Origin of the sequence: Hydrococcus rivularis NIES-593 (genome assembly GCF_001904635.1) — a bacterium.
Lineage (GTDB): Bacteria > Cyanobacteriota > Cyanobacteriia > Cyanobacteriales > Microcystaceae > Hydrococcus > Hydrococcus rivularis.
Genome location: NZ_MRCB01000043.1, coordinates 1 through 17100 on the forward strand (window position 1 = coordinate 1; position 17100 = coordinate 17100).

The 17100-nt window shown below is 48.6% G+C and carries 13 protein-coding genes; 8 read left to right on the top strand and 5 right to left on the bottom strand.

Going from position 1 to position 17100, the window contains the following annotated elements:
• Positions 1-35: 35 nt before the first annotated feature.
• Entirely contained in the window at positions 36-209 is a 174-nt protein-coding gene (locus NIES593_RS24385; protein ID WP_175561198.1) for a hypothetical protein, read from the bottom strand.
• A 91-nt stretch (positions 210-300) separates the two neighbouring features.
• On the opposite strand from NIES593_RS24385, the gene NIES593_RS21345 reads away from it, so the two are divergent.
• Positions 301-1506: a glycosyltransferase family 4 protein gene (locus NIES593_RS21345; protein WP_245817693.1), complete on the top strand. Its 1206-nt coding sequence runs from the start codon at positions 301-303 to the stop codon at positions 1504-1506.
• Between the two features lie 13 nt (positions 1507-1519).
• On the opposite strand, the gene NIES593_RS21350 is transcribed toward NIES593_RS21345, so the two are convergent.
• From NIES593_RS21350 to NIES593_RS21360, 3 genes are all read right to left on the bottom strand, one after another.
• Entirely contained in the window at positions 1520-2140 is a 621-nt protein-coding gene (locus NIES593_RS21350) for a cytochrome c oxidase subunit 3 (protein WP_073601509.1), read from the bottom strand.
• A gap of 94 nt (positions 2141-2234) precedes the next feature.
• Entirely contained in the window at positions 2235-3911 is a 1677-nt protein-coding gene (gene ctaD / locus NIES593_RS21355) for a cytochrome c oxidase subunit I (protein ID WP_073601510.1), read from the bottom strand.
• Positions 3912-3972: 61 nt separating this feature from the next.
• Positions 3973-4980, bottom strand: a complete 1008-nt coding sequence (locus NIES593_RS21360) for a cytochrome c oxidase subunit II (protein ID WP_073601511.1) — start codon at positions 4978-4980, stop codon at positions 3973-3975.
• A 306-nt stretch (positions 4981-5286) separates the two neighbouring features.
• Here NIES593_RS21360 and NIES593_RS21365 point away from each other — a divergent pair, with 306 nt between their 5' ends.
• From NIES593_RS21365 to NIES593_RS21395, 7 genes are all read left to right on the top strand, one after another.
• The gene (locus NIES593_RS21365) at positions 5287-6213 is read left to right on the top strand and encodes a COX15/CtaA family protein (RefSeq protein WP_073601512.1); all 927 of its coding nucleotides are present in this window, start codon (positions 5287-5289) and stop codon (positions 6211-6213) included.
• Between the two features lie 95 nt (positions 6214-6308).
• Positions 6309-7280: a heme o synthase gene (locus NIES593_RS21370; protein WP_073601513.1), complete on the top strand. Its 972-nt coding sequence runs from the start codon at positions 6309-6311 to the stop codon at positions 7278-7280.
• A 176-nt stretch (positions 7281-7456) separates the two neighbouring features.
• A complete protein-coding gene (locus NIES593_RS21375; RefSeq protein ID WP_073601514.1) occupies positions 7457-9799 on the top strand; it encodes a response regulator in 2343 nt (780 codons plus the stop codon).
• Positions 9796-14892, top strand: a complete 5097-nt coding sequence (locus NIES593_RS24695; RefSeq protein WP_073601515.1) for a PAS domain S-box protein — start codon at positions 9796-9798, stop codon at positions 14890-14892. Before NIES593_RS21375 ends, NIES593_RS24695 begins: the two co-directional genes overlap by 4 nt.
• Positions 14864-15244: a response regulator gene (locus tag NIES593_RS21385; protein ID WP_073601516.1), complete on the top strand. Its 381-nt coding sequence runs from the start codon at positions 14864-14866 to the stop codon at positions 15242-15244. The genes NIES593_RS24695 and NIES593_RS21385 overlap by 29 nt, the downstream gene beginning before the upstream one ends.
• Before the next feature lie 310 nt (positions 15245-15554).
• Positions 15555-15848 (top strand): Mo-dependent nitrogenase C-terminal domain-containing protein, encoded by a 294-nt coding sequence (locus NIES593_RS21390; protein ID WP_073601517.1) that lies wholly within the window; start codon positions 15555-15557, stop codon positions 15846-15848.
• 133 nt (positions 15849-15981) lie between these two features.
• Complete coding sequence (locus NIES593_RS21395; protein ID WP_245817694.1) at positions 15982-16608, top strand: LabA-like NYN domain-containing protein; 627 nt, start codon at positions 15982-15984, stop codon at positions 16606-16608.
• A 92-nt stretch (positions 16609-16700) separates the two neighbouring features.
• On the opposite strand, the gene NIES593_RS24395 is transcribed toward NIES593_RS21395, so the two are convergent.
• On the bottom strand, positions 16701-16850 hold the full coding sequence (locus tag NIES593_RS24395) for a hypothetical protein (RefSeq protein ID WP_175561199.1): 150 nt from the start codon (positions 16848-16850) through the stop codon (positions 16701-16703).
• Positions 16851-17100: the final 250 nt, after the last annotated feature.

Sequence of the window (17100 nt, forward strand, 5' to 3'; positions counted from 1 at the left end):
GTTCTGAAGCCGAGCATGGGGGGCGACCTCCATGCTTAGGTTAACGGCTTTCCGCGCCCTCCCCAACCCACGGAGGATTCGATGAGCAGATTAATGTCAATTCCGTTATCCGTTAACAGTGCGAGCATCCCGCTCGCATATAGTCCCGATACGTATAATTCCGATCCAAACGGATTTGAGATAAATTGTTGCCAGGATGCGGCTGCCATATGCCACACTGAATGCTAAATCGTCTAACTCGACATACATACAATCTTGAACCCACAGATAAGCCAACGAAAGCTGAAAATTTCTCTAATTGTGAGCGACTTATCCAGTCGCGGCGCTGCTAGATGGGGAGGCGCAGTTCGTCCCTTCTTGCTCGCTCAAGCTTTAACAAAGCTGGGTCACAAAGTCAAGATGTTCGGCGTAGCGTTCGATCGCGATGCTTCTCCTATCTTGAATGCGGATATTCCCATTATTTCTATTCCCTGCAATTATCACGCGGGTTTGGTTGGTTCGGCGATCGCACTGAGCCAACTTTTACCCAAAATCGACGGCGATATTCTCTACGCAGTCAAGCTAAAACCGACTAGCTTCGGCATTGCTTTACTCAAAAAATTATTGAGTCGCCGTCCGCTCGTTTTAGATATCGATGATTGGGAAATGAGTTGGTTTGGCGGCGACAGTTGGCAATACCGCCCTAATTTAAAGCAGTTTACCAGAGATCTCCTCAAATCGGATGGTTTCCTCAAACACCCCGACAATCCTGTCTATCTCAAATGGATGGAAAGCTTAGTTTCTCATGCCGATGCAATCACCATCCATACTCAGTTTATCAAAGAGCGTTTTGGAGGAACTTATATTCCCAACGGCAAAGATACAACTCTATTTTTTCCAGAAAAATATCATCCCGAAGCAAGCCGCCTCAAGTACGGGTTAGATAGCTACAAAATCTTGATGTTTCCTGGGGCACCCCGTCCCTATAAAGGACTCGAAGATGTCTTAATTGCTTTAGATAAGCTAAATCGAGAAGACTTGAGACTGGTCATTGTCGGCGGCAGTCCCTATGACGACTACGATAAGCAACTGATGGAACAATGGGGACGGTGGATTATTAAGCTACCCAAATCTCCCGTACAGGAAATGCCAGAGATCGTCTCTGCCGCTCATGTTATCGTCGTGCCCCAACGCAATACGCCAGCCGCCCTAGCTCAGTTTCCCCTCAAACTAACCGATGGAATGGCAATGGCAAAACCAGTATTAGCGACGCGAGTTGGAGATATTCCCGAAATTTTAGGCGATACGGGGTATTTAGTCGATGCGAATGCCCCAGACCAAATTGCGGCTCAAATTCAGTGGATTTTTGAGCATCTAGATGAAGCTAACGAAAGAGGCAAACGGGCAAGAAAACGGTGTATAGAGCGCTATAGCATCGAGGCGATGGCGAATATTTTGTCTGGGGTTATAGAGCGCGTTGCGATTAGCGATCGCCAACTAAGGAATTTTCCAATCAGCGATCGCTAATCGTCAGCCATAATCAGAGCAAATAAACCAAAGTAAACAAAATAATCCAGACGACATCGACAAAGTGCCAGTAGAGTTCTGCTGCCTCTACGCCAAAAAAGCTTTCGCTCGAATAGTGACCCTTCTTGAGCGATCGCCACATAACTGCCAGAATTAGAAGCAATCCTACCGTCACGTGCAGACCGTGGAAACCCGTCAAAACATAAAACGAACTGGCAAACACGTTAGTTGTCAAGCCAAATTCTAAATGGAAGTACTCATAAAGCTGTCCGGCTAAGAAGATCGCTCCCATAATTGCCGTAATGCCCAACCAAAGCTGCAAACCAGCCACATCGTTCTTCTTGATAGCACTTTGTCCTCTGTGCATCACAAAACTGCTAGCAATCAGAATGGCGGTATTGATGCTCGGCAGAAGCCGTTCTAACTCTGGCGTGCCTTCTGGCGGCCAAACGGGCATGACGCTGCGGTAGATCAAAAACGCCGAAAATAGACCGAGGAAAATCATGCTCTCGGCAACCAGAAACATGACTACTCCAAAGATCCGATGGTCTGCATGCGCCCCATGGCGAACGGTCGCCTCTGCTGAGCGATAATTGAGCGCGATTTTCGCTTCGTCTACAGTCGATCCTTGCATAAACCTTTTATTCTCTGTTAGTTACCAATTATCTGTTGTTAGTTTGCGATCGCTCGTCAGTAGAGTTTTTTAACTAACGACTAACCGCTCCCGATTACCTCGATTCAGAACCGACTTTAGCCAGCAACTCGGCGATCGATTCCTCTTCGCCAGAGGTTTCTGCATCGATGCCGTATTCGTAGGGTCCTGCCCAGAGAATGGGTTCTTCTTCAAAGTTCTCAATAATCGGAGGCGAACTGGTTTGCCATTCTAACGTCAAAGCGCCCCAAGGATTGCGCCCGGCTTTTTCGCCTTTAATGAGGCTCCAAATGACGTTAATAAAGAAAGGAAACATCGAAACTGCCGTGATGTATGCCCCAACTGTAGCGAGTACGTTCAAAGGCTGAAATTCGACATCATACAAAGCAATTCGACGATTCATCCCCAATAACCCAAGTTCGTGCATGGGCATGAAAGTGAGGTTTAAACCGATGAAGGTGAGCGCAAAGTGAATTCTGCCCAGGGTTTGATTGAACATCCGCCCCGTCATCTTGGGGAACCAATGATAGAACCCAGCAAATAGCCCTAAGACACTTCCACCAAAGAGGACGTAATGGAGGTGACCGACGACAAAATAGGTGTCGTGAACGTGGATGTCAAAGGGAACCGAGGCAACCATAACCCCAGTTAAACCGCCTATCAAAAAGGAGGAAAGGAAGCCTAGCGCAAATAGCATGGGGCTGTCGAGATTAATTTTGCCTCCCCAAATCGTGGCGCACCAGCTAAAGACTTTAATCCCCGTCGGCACGGCAATTAGCATGGTAGTTGCCATAAAAAACATCCGCAACCAGCCAGGAGTGCCGCTAGTAAACATGTGGTGCGCCCAAACGATTAAGCCCAAAAAAGCGATCGCCAAACTGGAGTAAGCGATCGCCCGATAGCCAAAAATCGATTTGCGAGAGTGAACGGGTAAAACCTCCGATATCACCCCAAAAAAGGGCAAAATCATGATATATACAGCTGGATGGGAGTAAAACCAAAACATATGTTGGTAAACAACTGGATCGCCTCCGCCAGTCGGATTAAAGAAATGCGTCCCAGCAATCAGATCGAAAGACAGCAGAATCAAAGCGGCTGCTAAAACCGGAGTAGCTATCAAAATTAGCGATGAAGTCGCCAGCATCGACCAGCAAAACAGAGGCATGCTGTGGAGATCCATATCGGGTATCCGCATCTTCAAAATCGTGGTGACAAAGTTAATTGCCCCTAAAATCGAAGAGGTTCCCGCAATTAAGACGCTCAGAATCCAAATCTCCTCGCCCCACTTGCCAGAAATCAAGCTCAACGGCGGGTAAGATGTCCATCCAGCTTGGGCGGGTCCGACTAAAAAGCTCAACAACAGCAACACGCCACCGATGGGAAACATCCAAAAGGCAACTGCATTCAGGCGAGGAAATGCCATATCCTCGGCACCGATCATCAACGGAATCAAGAAATTGGCAAATGCTGCTCCGGCTGGTACGATCCACAAAAAGATCATGGTCGTTCCGTGCAACGTCAGCAGTTGATTGTAAAATTCGGGACTGACAAAATCGGGCTCGGGAGTTGCCAACTCGGTTCGCATGATAGTTGCTTCTACACCGCCGACAACAAAGAAGAAAAACGAAGTGACCAGATATTGTATTCCAATCACCTTATGGTCGGTGTTAAAAGTGAAATAGTCTTGCCACTTCCGTTGTCTGTGTTCGGAAGGCTTAGGAATCGTTTGAGTTTCTGCTGATATAGTCGTCATTTTTCAGTTATCAGTTATCAGTTATCAGTTATCAGTTCCAATTTCTTTCTTTGACCACGAACTACTGATGACTAACCATCGAATGATGTAAGGCGTGTAATTGGTCTAAGGTTTCAGCTTCAATCCCCATGTCTTGGGTATAGGGCGCTAAAAATTCGCCATCGGAAACGTTAGCTGAATTAACGGCTACTGCCTTATTAAAATCTTCTTTTTGAGCGAGGGTATTGTCTTGTACCCATTGGTTGTATTCTTCTGGGGTTTGAACGTAAAGATAGGTCTTCATGCCGCCATGGTAAGCCCCGCAGAGTTCGGCGCAGATAACAGGATATTTGCCAGTGCGAGTAGCCGTAAAGGTCAGTTGGGCATCTCGTCCCGGAATCGCATCTTGCTTAATCCGCAATTGTGGCACCCAAAAGGCATGTATGACATCGCCCGCCGATATATTGAGTTGAATTGGTTGTCCTACAGGAACGTGCAACTCGCCAGAAACGATCCCCGCACCTGGATAGGTAAAAATCCAAGCATATTGAATGCCGTTGACATTAACCATTAAGGGTGGCTCTTTCGCTTGCTCGTTTGGAGAAGCGCCCAATCCGAGAGCGATTCGTTGACCATTGGCATCTGAGGCAAGTGCCACTTGCTCGGAGGAAGATGGGGAATTTGCTGTCTGATGGGCCATTTGGTGCGATCCCATGTCGTGAGAAGCCATTGGATTGAGACCTCCCATATTGTTGTAGACCTCAAAACTGTAGATAGCGAGAACCAATACGATAACGGTGGGAATTGCCGTCCACAGAACTTCTAGCGGCACGTTGCCTTCGATGGGAGGGCCGTCGGTTTTATCCCCTTTGCGCCTGCGAAATTTAAAGACACAATAGAGAAGTACGCCTTCGATCAGAAGAAACAGACCCGTGGCAATGGTCATCATGAAGTTGAAGATTCCGTCTACCTGTGCTGCCTCTTGAGAAGCAGCAACGGGTAATAAACTGTGGTTTTGACCATACCAGAGGCTGACTAGGGTTAAGACGATCCCGATAATCAGTGTAATGATGTTGCTTGGAATATTCACGGTTCTCAACTAATAGTCTTTTGCCTATATACAAGGTAGCCAATTTGTTAGAGAAATTTGATGGGTCTCGAAAATTCTCAATCTCATCTTTAGCTTTTCTTTGGGATCGCTTCCTAGCTAACCCATTATCCCCAACGAGATGTAACTAAATGTAACTGAATTGTAAACTCAGTCTGAAGATTCCTCACAAGCTGGTAACAAAGCAATTAGTAGATAAGTAGAGCCTGAGTTTGTTTTCAAAAACGAAATTAGCCTAGCAAGTCAATCTCCATTTCTAGGCAAACTTTTAACCAGATTATTCGTCATATGACAGAATCGATTCTTCGCTCTGAGAGCGAAGCCTCCCAAAAACCTTTCCTAACCGAGTCGCCAGTCCAAAAATGGATGCGTCGTTTAGTATGGAAGATAGCGATCGCAACGCTGCTATTAATGGCAGTTGGCAGTGCCACCAGGATCGTAAATGCCGGACTAGCCTGTCCCGACTGGCCCCTATGTTACGGACAACTAATTCCTAGCCAGCAGATGAACCTTCAGGTATTTTTGGAGTGGTTTCATCGCTTGGATGCCGCTTTAATCGGCTGTAGCACGATCGCGCTGGTCGGTTTATCGGGGTGGTATCGGCGAAACCTTCCCAATTGGCTGCCATGGGCTTCGATGTTTGCTCTGGGGTTAATCGTTTTCCAAGGCATCCTGGGCGGACTGACCGTAACCGAACTGCTGCGGTTTGATATCGTAACCGCTCACTTGGGCACGGCAATGGCATTTTTGAGTACGCTAATCGTCATTGCAACCAGCCTGACTCCCTACCAAGGTACGGGCACGGGAACCAAGTTGACCTGGGTTGGGTTGACGGCTGCTATTCTGGTTTACCTACAAAGTTTGTTGGGCGGCTTAGTCGCCTCTCGCTGGGCGCTCCATCAATGCTTGGGAACTTCTCAGCTTTGCGCAGTGATGAACAGTCACATTTTGGGGGTCATCCCCGCAACGTTGGGATGTTTAGCCGTCGTGGTTATGACTTGGCGAACTCCTGCACTGGCTCCAGTTATGCGAAAACTCGCCTCGGTTGTAGGGGGGTTAGTCGTCCTACAAATCTTACTGGGGATTGCGACCTTCCGGTTGCGTTTGCAAGTAGAACCCCTGACGGTTGCCCATCATACAGTAGGCGCTGCTTTACTCGCTACTCTAGTAGCTTTTAGCGTCTTCGCGCTACGCGATCGCGTCAGTTATCGATAAACGGTAACTAATAACGAACTGATAACTGATGTACGAACGGGATCGATCGCGTCTCTAACACCGATCGCTGATTACTGATTGAGGATTTAAATTCAATGACAATTGGGACGAATGTTGTCCGACGCAAGGAAAATTTTGTAGAAATCACTAAAAGCTACTACCAATTAACCAAACCTCGGATTATTCCCTTGTTGCTAATTACTACAGCAGCAGCAATGTGGATGGCATCTGGCGGCAGAGTAGACCCCTTGAAACTTCTAGTCACTCTAGTCGGAGGAACTTTAGCAGCCGCTTGCGCTCAAACGCTCAACTGTATTTACGATCGCGATATCGACTATGACATGTTGCGGACGAGGGCGCGTCCCATTCCTTCCGGTCGAGTCCAGCCTCGCCATGCCCTCATCTTTGCCATTATCCTAGCGATTCTCTCCTTCAGCTTGCTAACCGCATTCGTTAACCTTCTCAGTGCGATCTTGGCAATGTCTGGTATTGGATTTTACATGCTCGTCTATACCCATTTACTCAAGCGCCATACGACTCAAAACATTGTCATTGGCGGGGCGGCAGGGGCAATTCCGCCGCTGGTAGGTTGGGCAGCCGTGACGGGCGATTTAAACTGGGCGGCTTGGGTCTTATTTGCGATTATTTTTCTGTGGACTCCGCCCCATTTCTGGGCGCTAGCGCTGATGATTAAAGACGACTACGCCCAGGCGAACGTGCCGATGTTGCCCGTTGTAGAAGGCGAAGAAGCAACGGGTCGTCAAATTTGGATTTACACGCTGTTGGTTGTGCCTTGTACTTTGTTGCTCGTTTACCCATTAGGAGTAGCGGGAGTGCTGTATGCTTGCATAGCGGTCGTTTTGGGAGGCATTTTTATCCGCAAGGCATGGCAGCTCAAGCAAGCACCTTTTGATAAAGATATCGCGCGATCGCTGTTTAAATATTCGATTCTTTACCTAATGTTATTGTGTACGGGTATGGTCGTCGATAGCTTGCCGATGAGCGATCGCGTTGCGACCGTCGCAGCAGAGAATTTGCATTCGCTCTTGAGCCTGATTTCGAGTTGATAACCTTCATTTCTTTAAACTTATCTAGTGCGGGCAAAGCGCCCGCTATTTTTTTGTTTCTGGAAACTGTTTCAATTGACAAACTAAAATCGCTTTTCCAACTCAAAGCAGGCTAAGCTGAGATTAGTTATCCTTCCCTTCACTCAAAGCGCGATCGCTTGCGGTAATTGACCGCCATGAAAGTTCTATTAGTTGAAGATGACGATCTGGTGGCTCAAATGCTTGTCAAAACCCTTGCAGACCAGCATTACACCGTTGATGTTGCCACCGACGGGCAAATGGGTTGGGAATTGACGCAAGCCTATTCCTACGACCTGATCTTGCTAGACGTAAGGCTTCCCAAAATCGATGGCATAACCCTTTGTCGGCGATTGCGATCCCAGGGGCTGCGAACGCCCATTTTCTTATTAACTGCCCAGGATAACATCACGAATAAAATTATGGGATTGGATGCAGGAGCTGACGATTATCTGACCAAACCCTTTGAGGTAGAGGAATTGCTGGCTCGCATGCGCGCTCTCCTGCGGCGGGGAAGTGCAGAATTCTCGCCGGAACTGACGTGGGGAGACCTGCGCCTCGATCCCAGTACCTGTGAAGTGACTTACAATAATTGCCCACTCCATTTAACCCCTAAGGAATACGGTCTATTAGAACTTTTCTTGCGCAATCACCACCGAGTATTTAGCCGCAGCGCCATTCTCGACCATCTGTGGTCGTTAGAAGAAATTCCTGGAGAAGAGACCGTAACAGCCCATATCAAAGGGTTGCGGATGAAACTGAGGGCAGCGGGATTATCCGAAGATCCGATCGAGACAGTTTATGGCATTGGCTACCGCCTCAGACCAGTTAAAGAGCAACCCGCAGCGGGCAAAAAGCCAAAGCGCTCGTCATCCGAGCGAGAGCAGCAAGCTAAAACCGAAACCTTGAGCGTTTGGAAGCGGGCTAAAGAAAAATTTAGCAGCCGAGTTGCCGTAATCGAGCAGGCCACCAACGCGATGCTCAAGGACAATCTGAACAATGAATTGCGGCAGATGGCAGTTGCAGAAGCTCACAAACTGGCAGGTTTGTTGGGCATGTTCGATCTCGACGAAGGCTCTCGCCTAGCCAGAGAAATGGAACGGCTGCTTCAGATAGGGGAACCTCTCAGCCAAGCACAAAGAGAGCATTTGGCAGCCTTGGTGGCAGCTATGCGCCGGGAACTCGAACAGATGACTGGGAAAAAGTCTTTCGAGCGCTTATCGACTGACGATCGCCCCTTACTATCGATTGTCAGCAAAGATAGCTCGCTGGCTCAGGAATTGGCTAGCGAGGCGGCAGCTTGGGGGATGCACGGAGAAGCAGTAACCGACCTGACGGCAGCTAGGGACTGGATCTTGAGCAAACACCCCGATGCAGTATTGCTCGATCTTTCCTCGGCTCCTAGCGAGAATGAGTTGGGATGGCTAAGAGAATTGAGTGCCCGCACCCCCTCCATCCCCGCGATCGTTCTCACCGAGCGCGACAGTTTGCTCGATCGCGTCAAGGTAGCGCGTCTGGGCGGACGGGGGTTTTTACAAAAGCCCGTATCCCCAACTCAGGTGATGGAAGCGATCGCGCAAGCGATGGAGAGACATCGCACTGCCGAAGCGCGGGTAATGATCGTAGACGACGATCCTCAAGTGTTGGCGACTCTGCGAACTTTACTAGAGCCTTGGGGCATCAAGCTTTCTACCCTCGAAAATCCCCTGCGGTTTTGGAATGCCCTAGAAGCGACTTCGCCGGATTTGCTAGTTCTAGACGTACAAATGCCCCAGATTGGTGGAATCGAGTTGTGTCAAGTCGTGCGCAACGATCCGCGTTGGTCGGCGTTACCCGTGCTGTTTCTCACTGCCCATACCGATGCCGAAACGATGCATCGAGTTTTTGAAGTGGGCGCCGACGATTACGTGACCAAACCGATTGTCGGTCCAGAATTGATTACCCGCATTCTCAATCGTCTGGAGCGATCGCACTTGCTCCGCTATCTCGCCGAAACCGACGCGCTCACGGGAGTCGCCAACCGCCGCAAGTCGATCGCTGAGCTGAATCAGCTTCTAGATATGGCTGAGTGCTATCATCAGCCCCTCTGCTTCGCTATCCTAGAGCTGGATCGCTTTAAGCCGCTCAATATCCAGTATGGCTATGAAGCTGGCGATCGCGTTTTGTCTCGACTGGGAGCGATGCTGCGGCGAGCTTTTCAAGGCGAAGACGCGATCGCTCGCTGGGGAGGAGTAGAATTTGTCGTAGGAATGTGCGGAATGACCCGCAGCGATGGCGTGCGGAGACTGTCCGACGTCTTGGCGGCTTTTCGCCAAGAAGAGTTTGTGGCTCCTAATGGAACTGCGTTTCGGGCAACCTTCAGTGCGGGAGTGGTTGAGTACCCCCAGGATGGAACTGACTTACAAGCGCTCTATCGGTCAGCCGATGCCGTACTAGAGCGGATAAAAGCAGCAGGAGGAAACTGCGTCAGAGCAAGAGAAGGGAGAGGAGAAAGAACTTGAAGAAACTGCAAGCGATAAAATTTTGGCAGATGCGATCGCTTCCCGCACTGGCTGGATTGGGGGTTTGGATTGCGACTCTGTGGCTCGCTCAGACATTGGTCGATCGCGATCGCGTTCAGATCCTCAGAAAAGTTGAATCGACCGCTACGGGCGCGAGTCAGGAAGTGACGGGACAGATGCGCAATCGCATTCTTGCCCTAAAGCGGATGGCGGAACGCTGGGAACGACAAGGTGGAACTCCTCAAGCTGAATGGCGGGTAGATGCCACTAACTACATTAGAGACTTTCCTGGTTTCCAAGCGATCGAATGGGTGGATTCCTCTTACTACGTCCGCTGGATCGTCCCGCTAGCAGGCAATGAAGCTGCGCAAAACCTCAATCTCGCATCAGAGGAACGGCGGCGATCTGCCCTGGAAGAAGCTCGCCAACGGGAGACTGTAACCATCACTCGCACTATTACCCTCACACAGGGAGGTAAGGGGTTTTTAGTGTACGTTCCCCTTTTTTTAGAAGATGGGGAGCAGAGGGGACTCGGAGATGGGGAGACGGGGAGACTGGGGGACTCCCAGACAATTAATCCAAAATCCTTCGACGGTTTTATCCTTGGCGTTTTTCGCACTCAGTCGCTATTCGATACTCTGTTGCCCCAACATCATGTTGCGCCGGGATACGCGATCGCGATTTTCGACGGCAGCGAAGAAATTTATCGCCGCGATCGCTCTAGATCGGACAGGCAGCTTGAGAGAAAATGGAGCCGCGAGGCAAACGTGCATTTTGAGGGCGTTACCTGGCGCGTGCGCGTGTACCCAACCAGCACCCTGCTTGCCGAGGAACGATCGCTTCTCCCCGCAGTCGTGTTGGGTGGAGGGCTAGTCATAGGCGTGCTGCTCGCTGGAGCAGTTCGTTTCGCTCAAAAAGCCCAGGGACACGCGCGAAGCGTAAAAGCTATCAATCAACAATTAACTCGCGAGAGGGCAAAAATCCAAGAAGCAACGATGCTACAGCGGGCGATCTTGGATAGCGCCAACTACACGATAATTTCTACGACGGTAGACGGCACTATAACTACCTTTAATGCGGCTGCGGAGCGATGGTTAGGATATACGGCGGCAGAGGTGGTTGGAAAAACAACTCCCGTTATCATCCACGACGAGGATGAAGTTAGGCAGCGGGCGCAAGAGCTATCTCAAGAGTTAGGGGTTGCGATCGAACCAGGATTTGAGGCTTTTGTTGCTAAGGCGCGTCGGGGAGATCCAGACGAGCGAGAATGGACTTATATCCGCAAAGATGGCAGCCGTTTTCCCGTGCTGCTGTCGGTAACGGCTTTACGCGATGCAGAGGGGAATGTTACTGGGTTTCTCGGTATTGGCAGCGATATTAGCGATCGCAAACGGGCGGAAAAAGAACTGGCTCGGCTGTTAGAGCGAGAACAAGCGGCACGGGCAGATGCAGAAGCCGCAAGAAGCCAAGTTACGAATATTCTGGAAAGTATCGGCGATGCCTTTTTTACTTTAGACAAAGAGTGGCGATTTACTTATATCAACCGACAAGCAGAATTGAGCCTGCAAAGGAAACGAGAAGAACTTCTCGGCAAGAATGTCTGGGATGAGTTTCCCGAAGCCGTGGGTTCTACTTTCGATCGGGAATACCACAAAGCCGTCTCAGAGCGAGTTAACGTCGAATTTGAGGAGTTTTATCCGCCGCTCGCTACCTGGTTCGAAGTACATGCCTATCCATCTAAAGATGGTCTATCGGTTTATTTCCAAGACATCAGCGATCGCAGGCGGGCGCAGGAAGAATTACTCTGGAAGGAAACCCTGTTGCGATCGATGGCAAGTGCTTCCCCGCTAGCATTTTTTGTCGTAGATAATCGCACCGATGATATTCTCTACTTCAATCGTCGCTTCTGCGAAATTTGGGGCATCGAACATTTAGAAGCCCAAATGCAGCGCGGCGAACTCAAAAATAGCGATATTATTCCCGCTTGCGTGCCTCTACTAGCTAATGTTGCGGCGTTTGCTAAGTCTTGCGAGCCACTACAGAGCGCAGAAAACCGCGTCGTTATCGAAGATGAAATTCCTTTTGTCGATGGACGGACGATTCGCCGTTTCTCCACCCAAGTCCGCGACGAGCAAGATAGATATTTCGGTCGCCTCTATATTTTTGAAGATATAACTGAGCGCAAGCACAGAGAAGAAATCCTGCGCAATATTACTTTGGGCGTTTCCGCCGAGACGGGAGAAGCTTTCTTTCAGTCGCTGGTACAGTACCTTACCAAAGCGCTGGGAGTCGAATATGCCTTCGTTGGCGAGTTAGTCGAGCCAGAAGGCGATCGCATTAGGACGATTGCTGGCTATGGCAACGGTCAAATCCTTGACAATTTCGAGTACGCCCTCGCCAATACTCCTAGCGAGCAGGTTGTAGGGCAGCAGCTACGCGTATATCCCCGCGACGTTGGGCAGCAATTTCCCTTAGATGCCTATCTTGCAGCAATAGAAGCTCAAAGCTATCTGGGCGCCCCACTGTTTGATTCAACGGGTCGCCCTCTGGGGTTAATCGCCGTCCTCAGCCGCCAACCGCTAGACGATACCCGTTTGATGGAAGAAGTCTTGACAATTTTTGCCGTTCGTGCTAGTTCGGAAATAGAGCGCCGACGATCCGAAGCCGAATTGCAGCGCCGACACTTGCGATCGCAACTCTTTGCCGAACTTACCCTCAAGATTCGCCGCTCTCTGAAACTCGAAAAAATCCTGCAAACCACCGTTACGGAAGTGCAGAGATTTCTGGAAGCCGATCGCGTTTTGCTCTTTAAGATTCATGCAGACGGATCGGGAACGGTGGTTCAAGAGTCGGTGGTTCCCGGCTTTCCGGTCACTCTCGGACAGAACATAGTCGATCCCTGCTTTCAGGAAGGATACCTAGAACGATACCGCCAGGGACGAGTGAGCGCGATCGACGATATCGAACGGGCTGACATCCAACCTTGTCACGTCGAATTTCTCCAGCAGTTTGGCGTGAAAGCCAACTTAGTCGTCCCCATCCTTCAAAAAGAAGAACTCTGGGGACTATTAATTGCCCATCAGTGCGCCTCCCCTCGCCAGTGGTCTAGCTTTGAAGCCGAACTTCTGCGGCAGTTAGCAGACCAAATTGGTATTGCCCTAGCCCAAGCGCAACTCCTAGAACGAGAAATTCGCCAGCGTCAAGAAATAGCCCGTTCCCAAGAAGAACTGCTCGTCATCACCAATGCCCTTGAGAGTGCGGTAGAAGGCATCTCGCGGCTAGACGTGCAAGGACGTTACATCTACGTCAACCAGGCTTACGCCAGCATGGTTGGCTATGCCCCTGAAGAGTTGATCGGCATGGACTGGCAAGCGATCGTCCATCCAGAAGACCGAGAAAAAATGAGGGCTGCCTACCAACAGCTACTCGCCAACGGCAAAGCGGAAACGGAAGTCAGGGCATTGCGAAAAGACGGATCGGTCTTTGATAAGCAAGTTGTGATGGTCAAAGTCTCTGACAAACAGCAGCAGTTTGTCGGGCACTACTGCTTTATGAAGGATATCAGCGATCGCCGAGAAATCGAACGGCTCAAGGATGAGTTCGTCTCGATAGTCAGCCACGAATTGCGCACTCCCCTCACTTCCATACTCGGTGCCTTGGATCTGCTTGCCAGCGGGGTCTTGAGTAGCCAACCCGAACGAAGTCAGCACATGCTCAATATTGCTGCCAAGAACGCCGATCGGTTAGTCCGCTTGATTAACGATATCCTGGATATTGAACGCATTGAATCGGGCAAAGCCTCGATAACCAAACAAGCCTGCGATGCTGCTAACTTGATGACGGCTTCGGTAGAGGTCATGCAAAGCATGGCGGCTGCAGCGAGAGTCACCTTATCCGTCTCTCCTCTATCGGTTCGATTATGGGCCGATCCCGACCGAATCGTTCAAGTTTTTACAAATCTACTCAGCAATGCCATTAAATTTTCACCCCCAGGTTCTACCGTGTGGCTGACTGCCGAAGCGAGAGATAAGGAACCGGGTTACATACTCTTTCGAGTTCGCGATCGAGGACGGGGGATTCCTCCTGATAAAATCGAGACAATCTTCGGACGCTTTCAGCAGGTCGATGCCTCTGATTCGCGTCAAAAAGGAGGAACGGGTTTGGGATTAGCTGTCTGCCGCAGCATCGTGCAGCACCACGGGGGTCAGATCTGGGCTGAAAGCATTCTCGGAGAAGGCAGTACCTTTTATTTCACCCTGCCTCTGGCGCAAGAAGAAGAAATAAAAGCTAGCACTCATCCTAACGGTCCATTGGTGTTAGTTTGCGATGACGATGCTTCAGTTCGTTCTGTGGTGCGGATGGTACTAGAACATCAAGATTATCAAGTCATTACCGCTGCTTCGGGACAAGAGGCAGTCAAGCTAGCAGCGCAAGAACAACCCGATGTCATTCTCCTTAACCTGATGATGCCCGGTATGAATGGCTGGGAAACTCTAGCAACGCTAAAAGAACGCGCCGAGACGAACAATATTCCCGTCATTATTCTCAGTGGTTTATTTCCTGATGCCAGAAAAGCGACTCCAGAAGTCAGCGATTGGATCGTTAAACCTCCAGACGAGCGATCGCTCCTTCAAGCACTGGAGCGAATTTTGACCGATCCAAATAGAAAAGTTAAAGTCCTCATTGTAGAAGACGACGCAGATCTAGCACAAATCCTGATTGCCATGTTCGATCGCCATGGCATTGAAACTTACTACGCTCAGACGGGACGAGAAGCTATCCACTTGAGTCAGCAAATTTTTCCCGATCTGTTGGTACTCGATCTTATCCTGCCAGAATGCGACGGCTTTGCTGTAGTAGATTGGCTTCGGCAGCATAACCGCTTGTGCCAAGTTCCTCTAGTCGTTTATACGTCCAAAGATTTAGACGATTCGGAGCGAGAACGTCTAAAGTTAGGACAGACGCTATTTTTGACCAAAGGTCGCATCACGCCAGAGCAATTCGAGCAGCGAGTCATTAAATTGCTCGGTCGAATTATTCGATACAGGAAGGGGGACGACAACCGTGACAGTCAGACACATTCTGATCGTTGACGATGACGAGGACATCCGAGACGTGGCACGAGTCGCCTTGGAAGTCGTGGGCGGTTGGCAGGTATCGATGGCAAGTTCGGGGAGCGAGGGGCTGCAAATAGCCGCAACCCAACAGCCAGATGCGATTCTTTTGGATGTTATGATGCCGGATATGGACGGTATCGAGACTTTTCAGAAGCTACAAGTGAATCCAGCCACTGCCCAGATCCCGGTAATTTTGCTAACGGCTAAGGTGCAAACTAGCGATCGCCAGCGCTTCGCCGAACTAAAAGTGGCAGGAACGATCCCCAAACCTTTCAAGACAATGACTTTAGCCAATAGCGTAGCAAAAATTTTAGGCTGGGAAGATTAATTGAATTGTCTTCATTGGTTCTTCATTTTTCCGCTCTAACGTCAAGATACAGCAACTCAGGCTGAGACGATCTCGTAGCCAATTAGCCGAGTTGTGTATCTAAAGTTCCTTGTCGGAAAACTCGTTTGGTTATGATTTCACTACTCCAATGGACTCCTCTGCTCTCTAGCGCTGCTATTGGGATCGGCGCGATCGTACTGGCTTATTTTTTGGCTACTTCCTAAAAATCTTTCCTTTGCCAAGATCGACCTCAAGCAATCGAGAGAATAGGTAAAATTTCAGTTTTTTAATTAGTGACAAGCTCAACCCAATGAAAAATTCTACGTCTCATAATTTTAATTTCAACATCGAACCATTACACCAGGTACGCCAGTGGTTAGAATCCATAGAAATTAATAGCGATCGATTGGCTCGCGTGCTTTGCCGGCTAATTCCTGCCCGCTGTCCTTTTGAAAGAGAAATTAAACTTTTCAATCGCACGATATTATATATCCCACCTCTTTGCAAGCTCAATCCTTTCTACGAACAATTAGTCGAACTAAGATTTAAAGCTCTTTGCTATTTGGCAGATGAATGTCATGAAGATGTAACCATATATTGCTAATCCAACCTAATAAAATTTCTCGACTGACAAAATGCAAACGTCACCATTTTAACTTTTATCAAACCATACAAATATAAATAAACAATATAAACGATCCGCTGCATGCAGCAGACATTAAGGAGGCGATTGACTTATGTACGCTCATAAACAACTAGATTTCGTCGGCGAAGAAACTAAACTTGTTTTGAGAGCAACTCAAGCTCAAAAAGATCTAGAGGTGGCAGACGTTACCGAACAGGCGCATAGTTTTCAGAACCTAAATCGCGGTCGAGTTGCCATTTTTATTGATGGGTCAAATTTATTTTATTCGGCTTTGCAATTAGGTATTGAAATTAACTATACTAAATTGCTTCACCGTTTGACGGCTGGTGCTAAATTATTACGCGCTTTTTTTTATACGGGAATCGATCCAACTAATGAAAAGCAACACAATTTTCTGCTCTGGATGCGTCGAAATGGCTATCGAGTAATCACTAAAGAAATCACTCAGTTTCCAGACGGTTCTAAAAAAGCCAATTTGGACGTAGAACTTGCCGTGGACATGATGACTTTAGCCAATTCCTACGATACAGCTATTTTAGTTAGCGGAGATGGAGATTTGGCTTATGTGGTGAATGCACTTAGCTATCGAGGAGTTCGGATCGAAGTTGTTAGTTTGCGTTCCATGACTAGCGATAGCCTAATCAATGTAGCTGACTCTTATATCGACCTCAATACGATCAAAGAAGATATTCAGAAAACTTCTAACTTTGAACCTTGAAATATTAAAGTTTGCCTACATCTTGCTCTCTTCGCCTTAGCTGCTCTTGTAAATAATTTCCTGGCTCATATATGAAGTCCATTAAAATAAACTCAGATACCTGATTGACTGACAAATCTTTGTCCCATCATCCCTAAATTCCTTCTCCCACAAGAAGGGACTTCAGGCAAAATTCTTAAGTTGAAAGCTCCTCTTCCAGAGCGGGAGAGGGGTTGGGGTGAAGGCGATTTGAGTTTTGTCACTCAACTAGCCTTTTTCCCCTTTCCCAATCGACCAATGCCCGTCTTTCATCTAACTGGAAACTGCTATAAGACCATCTCTAAAAAAAATCTCTAAAAAAGAATGCTACAGATGTTCAAGGCAAAAGCTTTACACCCAGAGCGATTGAATAATTGCCAACTGATAATTGCGAATTGTGAATTGGGATAAGATGTTTCGCTTCGCTACTGCTAGGCTCAACATGACATTCTATACTTTTGGGACAACTTGTCA